The following is a 12330-nucleotide window of genomic DNA, read 5'->3' as shown; positions in this document are numbered from 1 at the left end:
TGGGCCACCAGGGTCGCGCCGCGCTGCTCGACGGCCAAGTACCAGATGACCAAGCGGCTGCCGTGTTGGCCCGCGCCGAGTCCACTGCAGGTTATGTACGTGCGAGAAGACGATAGTGGCTGGTCGGAAACAGGCATGTTTCCCCGGACTGCGGGGGCCGGTCTTTGGGGTGTGCTGGACAAGAGCAGCAGTTTGAGCTTGGGGGGCGGAGGCCAGCGCGGGCCTCTTGCGATCCGTGCGGAGTCCAAGGCGGAAAGCGTAGAGGTGTTCCTCGCCGACCTGATCGGCATCCGTTCCAAACCGGGTCCGGGGGCTGCACCCTGGAGCGACAAGGTCCGTACCCTGCTCGTGCGCGGCATCGGCCAACGCCTTTCGGTCAACGCGATGCCCGCGATCGGCGCAAGGTGCCGCATTCAATTCATGGACGGCGCTGAGACCTTCGATGCGACGGTGATGTGGCGCTTCCTGGATTGGCGCATAGGTCGTTCCAGGTGCGAGATCGGCGTCGGTGCGGACGGCCATGAGTTGATCAACACCGAAATCAAACGCAGCCGTGCCGATGCGCGGACGAGCCCATAATCAGGCCCGCCCCGCGACTGGGACTCGTAGGTTCTTTGGCCGACGCCATCGAGTAACTGGACACCGTGCACAGCTACTTGATGGCGTTGCGCCAGACGGTGTAGGGGATCAGGCCCTCATATCCCCAGGTCGCGGAGGGCGGCTCTGTCTGATTGAGGAAGTCGACCCACGTTGCTAGGACACCTTCTTGGGTGTCGCCTCTATGGAGATCGCCCGGTCTCGCATCGAGGCCCGGTACGCATAATCCCCTGCATCACATCTTGGGCGGGACGGCTACTTCGATGGCGTGTACGTCGGCTATGCCCTCGAAAGAGACCCTTGGTCTCGGGTCGGTAGCTTTAGAGCTGAGGTTCTCAACTACGTCCGACTACGCTCCCGGGCAGCGGTCAAGGCCTCCCGATTCCCAACGAACGTTGTCCGTGTATGCCCAGCCCACTATCTCTGTGCCCGCAATGCGGACGCGGAACCATTGGTTGCCATGCGAATTGAAAACGTAGCACCAGAGGTATAGCGTCTTCCCTTTCGGTACAAGTGACGTTACGTTACAGTCGGCCGAAGGGCCAGTGCGAAGGCTGAAATTCTTGACGGCGGACATTTTGCCGTCAGAAACATTTCTCCCGAAGGGAATTGTGCAGGCAGCCGGCTGGGCACTTGCGTTGGAAGCGCCGATGCCGACGAGGGACGTTGCCAGCAGGCCGACGATCGCTAGCGACGCTCGAAGTCTCTTCATTTTTCAGTTAACGCCTTTCAAAGCAAGTGGGTGAGTGTGCTTGGTTCAAAATTAACTTTGGGTGAAGATATTAGGCGCTCACGCCGACGTCAACCGCTTTCTTTCAGTCACGCCAACGTCGCTGGCCCTTTCGGTGTGCCGCTGATCGGTGTCCGCAGCACGCCAGGTCCCCGCACCGTTGAGGAAGGCGCTTGACGTCTCAACTCTCCAACAGAGAAAATCTGTTACTCACATCCTACGCTCGGGCTTCCGGGTACTCTGGGCGGGTGGGTCACTCATCATCACTGGCGACGGTGGCCGCTGCCGTAGCCCCAGCCGTGCCAGCGCGCCCCTGGCTATCTCCATCAGCTCAGCCATAGGCTGCGTACGAGGCCCCGGCGTACAGATGCTCGGGGGGCCTGGCCGTCACGGTCCGCATGGCCGCCTGGAGTTGCCTGTCAAGCTGAGGTCGCAGCAGGGTGGGCGTTAGCTGAGGCGATGAAAGCTGTGGCTGCTGAGCAACGGGCCGTACGCATCTATGAGTTGAGCTCGGCCAAGACCGTAACGTCCGTGGGTCCGACGTCTCAGAATCAGGAGGTCCGTGACCGGGCGGTCCCGCCACAGGTCGAGCCTCTCGGCGATCCGCTCGCGCGGCCCGATCTGCGAGATCTCGGCGGTAAACGCGTCTGGTGCGGCCCTCACGGCCTCCTCGTGTCGCCCCGCGAGGAACAGCTCTTGGACCTGCCGCGCCTCTTCCTCGTACCCCATGCGCGCCATCAGGTCGGCGTGGAAGTTGCGGGCGGCGTGCCCCATGCCGCCGATGTAGAAACCGAGCATTGCTTTGACGGATGGCAGGCCCTCGGTCACGTCGTCACGCACCATCAGCGCGACGATGAAGTGCGCCAGCACCCTGGTGAGCGACGCCTCGTAGAGGTTCGTCCGCGCCGACGAGGAAGTGCGGCGGCAGCAGGCCGTCGGCGATCCGGGTCGTCTGGGCGATATTCTTGGGGCCTTCGGCGCCGAGAATGATGGGGAGGCGGGGGCGGAGGGGGTTGGACTTGAGTGGCTTGCCCAGACCGGTCACGTCGTCCCCCGTGTACGGAACCGGATGGATCCGCCCCTCAAGGGCCACCGGGCCCTCACGCCGGAGCGCCTGGCGTACGACCGCGACGTACTCCCGGGTCGCGGTCACCGGCGACTTCGGGAAGGGCCTGCCGTACCGGCTCTCGACTACCTGTGGCCCGGACAGCCGGGTCCCAGCATCATCCGCCCGCCGGAGAGGTGGTCGAGGGTGAGGGCGAGATGGCCGGGATCGAGGCCGCGTCCCCAGAAGCCGAGTGCGAGCCCGAGCCGCATGCGCCCCCCGGTCATTCCTTGATGAGGCGTCAGGTGGATGGTGGGAGGCCGCTGTACGACAACGGCCCCCCGCCCGGAAGGGCGAGGGGCCGCGAGGTGCCGTGGGGGTCAGCCGCGCTGAATCCCCGTGGTGTCCTGGAGAACGCCGCGGCGGCCGTCCTGCGTCTGGGCCACCAGGGTCGCGCCGCGCTGCTCGACGGCCAAGTACCAGGTGCCCGGCGCCAGTTCGGCGATCGGCGTGGGCGAGCCGTCCTCCGCGTACAGCGGACGCGGCACCGGCACGGCGAACCAGAACGGCGAGAAGTCACCGGACGGCTGCGCCTGCGCGGGCGGCGGGGTCTGCCCGCCCTGCGGCTGCGGCTGACCGCCGAAGGACTGGCCCTGCGGCTGACCGGGCTGGCCGCCGTAGGGAGCACCCTGCTGCGGCTGGCCGGCACCGGTGCCCGGGTAGCCGTAACCACCCTGCGGCTGACCGCCGTAGGGGCCGGGGGCGGCTGGACGCGGGGCGCCCATGAGGGGGGCCTTGAAAGCAGGAACGGCCAGGGTGAGAACCGCTCCGGCGGCCATGACCAGAGTCGCGATCAGCGAGAGAATGAGACCGACGCCGGAGTCGAAACCGTCATCGCCCCCCTGTCCCATGTTGTTCAGGCCGCCGGGCGCGTCAAAGATCTGCCCGAGGGCGCTCCATGCCGCGAAGATGGTGAAGGCGACGCCGAAGTGGCCGAGGTCGAGACCTAGGATCCTGGGGGTCGTCGGGAGCGCGCGGGAGATGATGATGCACGCGGCGCCGATGATGCCGGCCAGTGTGACGCTCAGCAGCAAGGGGCCGCTGTCCCATGCGTTCGTCATGTCCATCGAATCCGGAGCCTCGGCGATGTCGAAGACGTCCAGGAACGAGGCGATGAACAGCAACACCGCTGCTGCGATCACCACGCCGTCGCCTCGAGTGAGAGAGCGGAAATTCACTTCAGGTCCTTCGTAAGTCGTCTCGTCGGTGGAGGCGTCGCTGTCGCCTGAGTCGCGGTCGTGTCGCGTGCGCGAAGCGCGGGGGTGGCCCCCCATCGTACGGAGGACATTATCGTCCGAACAGGCGGGGTGTCTGCTCGGCATAAAGACGTGCACACTTCGGACCGGAGACGTTCACGAGCCAATCCGGCGGAGGTCCACTATCCCCGCAGGAACCCGTCAATTCCCTCAGAAATGCCCCGCGCCGCCTTCTGCCGCCATTCCGCGCTCTTCAAGAGCGCCGCGTCCTTCGCGTCCCGCATGTTGCCGCACTCGATGAACACCTTGGGGACGGTGGAGAGGTTGAGGCCGCCGAGGTCGCTGCGGACGTCGAGGCCGGTGCCGCCGCCCACGTAGTTGGAGGGGGCGCTGCCCGTCGCGCTCAGGAACTTTCCGGCGATGCGTTCGCCCAGCTCGCGGGAGGGGGCCACGATCGGCGAGGTGTCGGCCGCGCCGCCCTTCACCTTCGCGGGCAGGATGACGTGGTAGCCGCGGTTGCCCGCGCCCGAGCCGTCGGCGTGGATGGAGACCACCGCGTCGGCGCGGGCTTCGTTGCCGATCCGGGCGCGCTCGTCGACGCACGGGCCCCAGGGGCGGTCGCCGTCCTGGGTGAACGTGACCGTGGCGCCCTGCTGTTCGAGCAGCGTACGCAGGCGGCGGGCCACGTCCAGGGTGAACTTCGCCTCGGTGTAACCGTCGTTCGTGGACGTGCCCGTGGTGTCGCATTCCTTGCGGTTCGTACCGATGTCGACCTGGCGGTTGATCTCGTCGGTGTGCCGGAAGTTGCCCGTGTTGTGCCCGGGGTCCACGACGACCACCTTGCCCTTGAGGGGCCCGTTGGCGGCGGGGCGGCGCGTGGGCGGTTTCGTACTCGAATCGTTGCCGTCGCCCTTGCCGTCCTCGCCCTTCCCCTTGCCCTTTTCCCGCCCCTTGTCGGACTTCGTCGGGGAGGGCGGGCCCGCCTCGGAGGGCGTGGAGCGGTCGGCGGAGGGGCTCGACGGCGCCGGCAGCGATCTCGCCGGCCCGTTCCCGTCGGGTCCGCTCGTCGCCTGATAGACCAGCCAGCCGGCCAGGCAGGTGGGCACCAGCGCGGCCACCGTCACGGCCAGCGGGCGGCCGATGCGGCGGCGGGGCGGCTGGGAGGGATCGAATTCCGGACCTACGTACGACACGAGGGCGAGCCTAGCGGCGAGGTCAGATCCCCGCTCCCGTTCGCCGCAGCACGCGCAGCGAGTCCACCGCCGAGACCTCGGTGAACGCCCCGGACGCCAGGGCCCTGAGATAGACGCGGTAGGGCGCCTGCCCGGTCATGATGTCGACCGGGTCGGGGAAGACGTCGTGGATGACGAGCAGCCCGCCCTCCGCGACGTGCGGCGCCCAGCCCTCGTAGTCGGCCGTGGCGTGCTCGTCGGTGTGGCCGCCGTCGATGAAGACCAGGCCGAGCGGCCCGCCCCAGGCCTTCGCCACCTGCGGCGAACGGCCCACGACCGCGATCACGTGCTCCTCCAGGCCCGCCCGGTGCAGGGTGCGGCGGAAGGTGGGGAGCGTGTCCATCAGGCCGACCTCGGGGTCGACGGTCTCCGGGTCGTGGTACTCCCAGCCCGGCTGTTGCTCCTCGCTGCCGCGGTGGTGGTCCACGGTGATCGCGCTCACCCCGGCCGCGCGGGCCGCGTCGGCGAGCAGGATCGTGGAGCGGCCGCAGTAGGTGCCGACCTCCAGCAGGGGCAGGCCGAGGGCGGCGGCCTGCGTGGCGGCCGCGTACAGCGCGAGGCCCTCGCCGCGCGGCATGAAGCCCTTGGCGGCCTCGAACGCGGCGAGGACCTCCGGCGTGGGGTCGGCGGCCACGGCCACGGTTTCCTCCAGGTCATACGTACGAATGGGGGGTCCGGCGCCCATGATGCAGACCATGATGCACGGCACCCCCGCCACCGGGGTGACGGGGGTGCGTGCCGCGTACGTACGTATGTCGGGCCGCGGCCTCAGGCCGGGACGTCGCTCTCGTCCGGTGAACCCGCCAGCGCCAGGTCGACCCGCACCGGCCGGCCCGCCCCGTGGTACGCCGCAGCCGAGGCGCGCGGCGCGTGGCCGGTGGCGGTGGCCGCGAGGACGTAGGAGCCGTCGGCGGGCACGGCCAGGGCGTAGCGGCCCTCGTCGTCGGTGAGGGCGGCGCCCGCCTGCCTGCCGCGGGGGTCGATCAGCGTCACCTTGGCGCGGGCCACCGGGGCGCCGTCCGCTCCGCGCACCCGGCCCCGGAAGCCCGCGAGGGCCTCGGTCGCGCGCTCCAGGTTGGCGTCCTCCTCGCTGCTGGCGCGCAGCTGCGTCGTGGCGGGGCGGCGGGCGGAGGGCAGCAGCAGGGCGAAGAGCAGGCCGACGGCGACCGCGCCCGTGGCGATCAGGAAGGAGACGCGGAAGCCGTGCATGGTCGGTACGGCGACGCCGCCGACGTGGTCCGCGGTGTTGGCGAGGACCATGCCGATCACGGCGGACGACACGGAGGTGCCGATGGAGCGCATCAGGGTGTTGAGGCCGTTGGCCGCGCCCGTCTCGGAGGGGTCGACCGAGCCGATGATGAGCGCGGGCAGCGAGGAGTAGGCGAGACCGATGCCCGCGCCGAGGACCACCGAGACGACGATGGTCTGCCAGGCGGCGCTCATCAGGCCGAGGCCCGTGCCGTAGCCGACGGCGATGATCAGCATGCCGAGGATGAGGGTGGTCTTCGGGCCGTACTTCGCCGAGAGGCGGGCGTAGACCGGCGCCGTGAACATCATCGTCAGGCCGAGCGGCATCACGCACAGGCCCGCGACGACCATCGACTGGCCGAGGCCGTGGCCGGTGGCGGACGGCAGCTGGAGCAGCTGCGGCAGGACGAGCGAGACGGCGTAGAAGGCGACGCCGACCATGATCGAGGCGAGGTTGGTGAAGAGCACCGGGCGGCGGGCCGTGGTGCGCAGGTCCACCAGCGGCGCCTTCACGCGCAGCTCCATCACGCCCCACAGGACGAGGACGACGGCCGCGGCGGCGAACAGGCCGAGCGTGGTGCCGGAACTCCAGCCCCAGTCGCTGCCCTTGGTGATCGGCAGCAGGAACAGCACGAGCCCGGCGGAGAGGCCGAGAGCGCCGAGCACGTCGAAGGTGCCCTTGGCCCGCATGGGGCTCTCCGGCACGAAGACGAGGGTGAGCGCCATCGCGAGGACGCCGAGGCCCGCGGCGCCGAAGAACAGCGCGTGCCAGTCGGCGTGCTGGGCGACGAGCGCGGCCAGCGGCAGCGCGATGCCGCCGCCGACGCCGATGGAGGAACTCATCAGCGCCATCGCGGAGCCGAGCCTCTCGCGGGGCAGCTGGTCGCGCATGAGGCCGATGCCGAGCGGGATGGCGCCCATGGCGAAGCCCTGGAGGGCGCGGCCGACGATCATCACGAGCAGATCGTCGGTGAACCCGCAGACCAGCGAGCCGACGACCATCACGGCGAGGCTGACGAGCAGCATCCTGCGCTTGCCGAAGAGGTCCCCGAGGCGGCCCATGATCGGCGTGGCGACGGCGCCCGCGAGGAGGGTCGCGGTCATGACCCAGGTGGCGTTCGAGGGGGCGGTGCCCAGCAGGGCCGGCAGGTCCTTGATGACCGGCACCAGCAGGGTCTGCATCACCGCGACGACGATGCCGGAGAAGGCGAGTACGGGGACGACTCCGCGTATGCCGCGTGGATGGGTCGTCGTCATCGACATTGCGTGGGGCCTCCAGGGCGGAAGGTCGGACACTCCAGGGGTACGTGTAAGCCGAACCTGTTACCCCGGGCGACTATTCCGATGGATGTCGTACGAGGGGAAGCCTTGACCTGTTGTTGACCGACTCGCCGCCGGCCCGGGCGGAGGGAGTGGCCTGACGCCTCGTCAGTCTTCCATCGAGATGGAACGTGTTCTACCCTGTCGCGGATTCTCGGCCTGCCGTGTGGCTGAAGGGGAGCGCTTCGTGAAGAGCTATGTCGTCGGTGTCGGCATGACCAGGTTCGAGAAGCCCGAGACGCGTGCGTGGCAGTACTGGGACATGGCGCAGGAGGCGGGCACGAAGGCCCTGGAGGACGCCGGAATCGCGTACGACCGGATCGAGCAGGTCGCCGTCGGCTACTGCTTCCAGCCCTCGACCGCCGGGCAGCGCGCCGTCTACGGACTGGGCCTGACCGGCGTCCCCGTCTACAACGTCAACAACAACTGCGCGACCGGATCGACCGCGCTGATGATGGCCCCGCAGTTCGTCGAGGGCGGGATCGCCGACTGCGTGCTCGCGCTCGGCTTCGAGAAGATGGCGCGCGGCTCGCTCGGGGGCGGGGGCGGGGGCGACGGGGCGGACTTCAAGGCGTCGCCGGTGGCCCGCCACTACGGGATCATGGCCGCCCGGCACGGCTTCGAGAGGACCCCGCCCACCGCGCAGATCTTCGGCAACGCGGCGCGCGAGCACATGGAGGCGTACGGCACGACCGAGGCCCAGCTCGCGGCGGTCGGCGCCAAGAACCACCGGCACTCGGTGAACAATCCGTACGCCCAGTTCCAGGACGCGTACACCATCGACGAGGTCCTCGCCGCCCGGACCGTCCACCGGCCGCTCACCAAGCTCCAGTGCTCGCCGACCTCGGACGGTTCGGCCGCCGCGGTCGTCGTCTCGGAGCGGTTCGTGGAGCGGCACGGCCTGGCGGAGCGTGCCGTGGAGATCGTCGCCCAGGCCATGACGACGGACACCGCCGAGTCCTTCGCCTCCGGCTCGTGCGTCGACGCCGTCGGACAGCCGATGACGCGGGCGGCGGCGCGCCAGGTGTACGAGGGGTCGGGGCTCGGCATCGCGGACGTGGACGTCATCGAGCTGCACGACTGCTTCTCCATCAACGAACTCCTGACGTACGAGGCGCTGGGCCTCTGCGCGCCCGGCGAGTCCGGGAAGCTCGTCGAGAGCGGCGCCACGACGTACGGCGGGCGCTGGGTGGTGAACCCCTCCGGCGGCCTGATCTCCAAGGGCCACCCGCTCGGCGCGACCGGCATCGCGCAGGCGGCGGAGCTGACCTGGCAGCTGCGGGGCGAGGCGGGGGCGCGGCAGGTCGAGGGGGCGCGGGTGGGGCTCGCGCACAACATCGGGCTGGGCGGGGCGGCGGTGGTGACGTTGCTGCGGAGATAGGGGCAGGGATTCGGGGTCCGGGTGCCGCTGCGGCGGCATGGTGTGGGGCCTGGGCTGCTCTGGGCTTCTGGGGTGTCGGGCTCGCTGCGTCGGCAGGCAGAGGCGCGGGCTGGCCCCGGCTTCCAGGCGCGTGTCGCGGCGGCCTTCGGGGCGGGCGGCCCGGAGTCCTAGGCCCTTCGGCCCAGGCGCGTGCAGCCAATTTCCGATGCGTGCGGCTTGCGCGGCTTGAGAGGATGGCTGTCATGGTCCAGACGCCCTCCACCACTTACACGCCCGACGCCGCCACCGCCCCGCCGAAGAAGTCCGCCCCGGTGTGGGCGGTCCTGCTCGCCGCCTGCGCCGGCCAGTTCCTGGTCGTCCTCGACGTGTCGGTGGTGAACACCGCGCTGCCCTCGATGCGCGCCGACCTCGGCATGAGCGCCATCGGGCTGCAATGGGTCGTCAACGCCTACTCCATCGCCTTCGCCGGCTTCATGCTGCTCGGCGGCCGGGCCGGCGACCTCTTCGGGCGCAAGCGGATGTTCCTCCTCGGGCTCGGCCTCTTCACCGCCGCCTCCCTCGGCGGCGGCCTCGCGCAGGCCGAGTGGCAGCTGCTCGCGGCGCGGGCGGTGCAGGGCCTCGGCGCCGCGATCCTCGCGCCGTCGACGCTGACGATCCTCACCTCCGCCGTGCCCGAGGGCCCCGCCCGCATCCGGGCGATAGGCGTCTGGTCGGCCGTCGGCGCGGGCGGCGGCGCGGCCGGCGGCCTGGTCGGCGGGGTCCTCACCGACCTGCTCTCCTGGCGCTGGGTGCTCCTGATCAACGTACCGATCGGCGCCCTGGTGATCGTCGCGGGCCTCGCCTGGCTCACCGAGAGCAGGGCGGGCCAGGCACGCCGCCTCGACGTGCCGGGCGCGGTGCTCGTCACGGCCGGGCTCGCCACCCTCGCGTACGGGATCGTGCAGACCGAGGAGAAGGGCTGGACGGCGGCGGCCACCCTCGTGCCGCTGGTGGCCGGGCTCGCGCTGCTCGGGGCGTTCCTCGTGGTGGAGGCCCGCACGAAGGTGCCGCTGATGCCGCTGAAGCTGTTCAAGGTGCGGTCGGTGTCGGCCGCGAACGCCGCGATGTTCGTCTGCGGCGGCGGCATGTTCGCCATGTGGATGTTCATGACGCTGTACGCCCAGAACGTCCTCGACTACTCCCCGCTGAAGGCGGGCCTCGCCCTCATCCCGTCCTCGCTCACCATCGTCCTCGGCTCGATGCTGGCGCCGCGCGTGATGCCGGTGCTCGGCGCGAAGAACGTCTCCGTGCTCGGCATCGTGGTGGCCGCCGCGGGCTTCGGCTGGCAGTCGACGATGACGGTCGACGGCGCGTACGTCACCTCGATCATGCTGCCCGGCATCGTGATGATGTTCGGCGCGGGCCTCGCCACGACCCCGCTCGCCTCGCTGGCCACCTCGGGGGCGGCACCCGGCGACGCCGGACTCGTCTCGGGCCTGATCAACACCTCCCGCACGATGGGCGGCGCGCTCGGCCTCGCGGTGCTCTCCACGGTCGCGGCGGCGCGGATGGACGGCTCGACGTCACGGCAGGCCCTGACGGACGGCTACGCGATGGCGTTCCGCACGAGCGGCTTCATCCTGCTGGCGGGCGTGGTGGTACTGCTCCTGTGGATGCCGCGGACACAGCGGGCGGCGGCCGGGGACACCGTCTAGAGCCAGCCGCGCTGCCGGGCTTCCCGCACCGCTTCCGCGCGGTTGCGGGTGCCGGTCTTGCCGATGGCCGCCGAGAGGTAGTTGCGCACGGTCGACTCCGACAGGTGCAGCCTGCCCGCGATGTCGGCGACCGTGGCGCCGTCCACCGACGCGTTGAGGACATCCGTCTCGCGGCCGGTCAGCGGGCTGGGTCCGGCGCTGAGCGCGGCCGCAGCGAGCACGGGGTCGACGACGGTCTCGCCCCGCAGCACCCCGCGGATCACCTCCGCCAGCTCTTCGACGGGCCCGTCCTTGACGAGGAACCCGGCCGCGCCCGCCTCCATGGCGCGGCGCAGATAGCCGGGCCTGGCGAAGGTCGTGAGGATGAGGACCCGGCAGTCGGGGCACTCCTCGCGCAGGTCGGCGGCGGCGTCCAGGCCACTGCGGCCCGGCAGTTCGATGTCCAGCAGCGCCACGTCGGGGCGGGCGGCCAGGGCCGCGTCGACGATCTCGTCCCCCGCGGCGACCTGGGCGACGACCTCGATGTCCTCCTCCATGCCGAGCAGCAGGGCGAGCGCGCCCCGCATCATGCCCTGGTCCTCGGCGAGCAGGACTCTGATCATCGGGTGCGCTCCTTGTGTGCCTGTACGCCCGCCGGGGCCGTCTCAACGACCGGCAGCTCGGCGGTGACCCGGAAGCCGGAGCGGGGCGCCGGACCCGAGATGAGGGAGCCGCCAGCCGCCGCGAGGCGTTCGCCCAGGCCCCTCAGCCCGCTGCCGGGCGTTCCCGAGCCTACGCCGCGGCCGTCGTCCGTGATCACCAGGCGGGTCCGCTCGGTGGTGCCGGTGACCTCGATCTCGCAGCGGTGCGCGCCCGAGTGCCGTACGACGTTGGTGGCGGACTCGCGGACCACCCAGCCCAGCAGCGCCGCCGTACGCGGGGGGAGGGGCGGTCCGGACTGGTGGACCTCGGCGTCGATCCCGGCGGCGGCGAGGAGGTCGCGGGCCCGGTCGAGTTCGGTGGCGAGGCTGCCCTCGCGGTAGCCGGTGACGGCCTCGCGGATCTCGGTGAGCGCCTGCCGGCCGACGGACTCGATGTCGGTGACCTGGCCGAGCGCCGCGTCCAGGTCGCGGGGGGCGAGACGCCGGGTGGCCTCTGCCTTGACCACGATCACGGAGAGCGTGTGGCCGAGCAGGTCGTGCAGGTCGCGGGAGAAGCGGAGGCGTTCCTTCTCGACCGCGGCGCGGGCCAGCTCCTCCCGGGTGTCGCGCAGTTCGTGGACGGCCTCGGACAGGGAGAGGATGGCGGCGGTCACCATGGTGGACAGGAACGTGCCGTACACGATGCCCACCGCGCCCCAGCCGTCCCTGAACCCGCCGACGACGCCCGCGAGCGCGCTCACTCCGAGGCCGAGGGGACCAAGGCCCCGCCCACGCACGACGGCGCCCACGGCCAGGCCGAGCAGGGGGAAGAAGAGCAGCCAGCTGCCGCCGTAGCCGGCGGCGAGGGCGACGGTCAGCAGGCCGAGCGCGGCGAGAGCCACCCGCGTGGAGCGGGCCTCTCGCCGGTTCCTGTCGAAGGCGCGGAAGGCCAGGAGGACGTAGAGCGAGTTGAAGGCGAGGAGGCCGACGCCGCCGATCCACGGGTTCGGGGCCTTGCCCTGGAGGAGGTGGGATAGGGAGCCGAGGCCCATCAGGAGCCAGGGCAAAAGGACGAAGCCAGTGGGCGGCGGGCCGGGTACCTCGATGCCCTTCCTGCCCCCGCCGCCCTTTCGCGGGCACTGTCCGCGCCATGCGTACGCGATCCGGCCCTCGGCGCGGGCCTCTCTGCTGCTGTCCATGGTGACGA

Annotated in this window: 9 protein-coding genes and 1 pseudogene; 3 read left to right on the top strand and 7 right to left on the bottom strand. The window is 70.6% G+C overall.

Annotated features, from left to right (window positions below; genetic code table 11):
- Positions 1-171: 171 nt before the first annotated feature.
- Positions 172-579 carry a hypothetical protein gene (locus J2N69_RS10225; protein ID WP_230900452.1) on the top strand — a complete coding sequence of 136 codons (408 nt, stop codon included), beginning with the start codon at positions 172-174 and terminating at the stop codon, positions 577-579.
- Positions 580-1824: 1245 nt separating this feature from the next.
- On the opposite strand, the pseudogene J2N69_RS10220 reads toward J2N69_RS10225, so the two are convergent.
- From J2N69_RS10220 to J2N69_RS10200, 5 genes and pseudogenes are all read right to left on the bottom strand, one after another.
- Positions 1825-2644 (bottom strand): annotated as a pseudogene (locus tag J2N69_RS10220) (LLM class flavin-dependent oxidoreductase).
- Positions 2645-2752: 108 nt separating this feature from the next.
- Positions 2753-3610: a hypothetical protein gene (locus J2N69_RS10215; RefSeq protein ID WP_230904665.1), complete on the bottom strand. Its 858-nt coding sequence runs from the start codon at positions 3608-3610 to the stop codon at positions 2753-2755.
- Positions 3611-3810: 200 nt separating this feature from the next.
- On the bottom strand, positions 3811-4821 hold the full coding sequence (locus J2N69_RS10210; protein ID WP_230900451.1) for an N-acetylmuramoyl-L-alanine amidase: 1011 nt from the start codon (positions 4819-4821) through the stop codon (positions 3811-3813).
- Positions 4822-4843: 22 nt separating this feature from the next.
- Positions 4844-5437, bottom strand: coding sequence for a class I SAM-dependent methyltransferase (locus tag J2N69_RS10205; protein ID WP_230904664.1), 594 nt, complete (start codon positions 5435-5437; stop codon positions 4844-4846).
- 191 nt (positions 5438-5628) lie between these two features.
- Positions 5629-7371 carry an MFS transporter gene (locus J2N69_RS10200; protein ID WP_230900450.1) on the bottom strand — a complete coding sequence of 581 codons (1743 nt, stop codon included), beginning with the start codon at positions 7369-7371 and terminating at the stop codon, positions 5629-5631.
- 244 nt (positions 7372-7615) lie between these two features.
- Between J2N69_RS10200 and J2N69_RS10195 the strand changes: the two genes are divergently transcribed.
- A complete protein-coding gene (locus J2N69_RS10195) occupies positions 7616-8809 on the top strand; it encodes a lipid-transfer protein (protein ID WP_230900449.1) in 1194 nt (397 codons plus the stop codon).
- A 242-nt stretch (positions 8810-9051) separates the two neighbouring features.
- Positions 9052-10503: an MFS transporter gene (locus J2N69_RS10190; RefSeq protein ID WP_230900448.1), complete on the top strand. Its 1452-nt coding sequence runs from the start codon at positions 9052-9054 to the stop codon at positions 10501-10503.
- Here the strand turns inward: J2N69_RS10190 and J2N69_RS10185 are convergent.
- On the bottom strand, positions 10500-11105 hold the full coding sequence (locus tag J2N69_RS10185; RefSeq protein WP_230900447.1) for a response regulator transcription factor: 606 nt from the start codon (positions 11103-11105) through the stop codon (positions 10500-10502). The two genes, J2N69_RS10190 and J2N69_RS10185, sit on opposite strands and share 4 nt — an antisense overlap.
- The gene (locus tag J2N69_RS10180; protein ID WP_230900446.1) at positions 11102-12322 is read right to left on the bottom strand and encodes a sensor histidine kinase; all 1221 of its coding nucleotides are present in this window, start codon (positions 12320-12322) and stop codon (positions 11102-11104) included. The genes J2N69_RS10185 and J2N69_RS10180 overlap by 4 nt, the downstream gene beginning before the upstream one ends.
- Positions 12323-12330: the final 8 nt, after the last annotated feature.

Source organism: Streptomyces huasconensis (genome assembly GCF_021028635.1).
Taxonomy (GTDB): domain Bacteria; phylum Actinomycetota; class Actinomycetes; order Streptomycetales; family Streptomycetaceae; genus Streptomyces; species Streptomyces huasconensis.
Note: the sequence above shows the minus strand (reverse complement) of the source record. Positions and strands in the feature narration are given on the sequence as shown.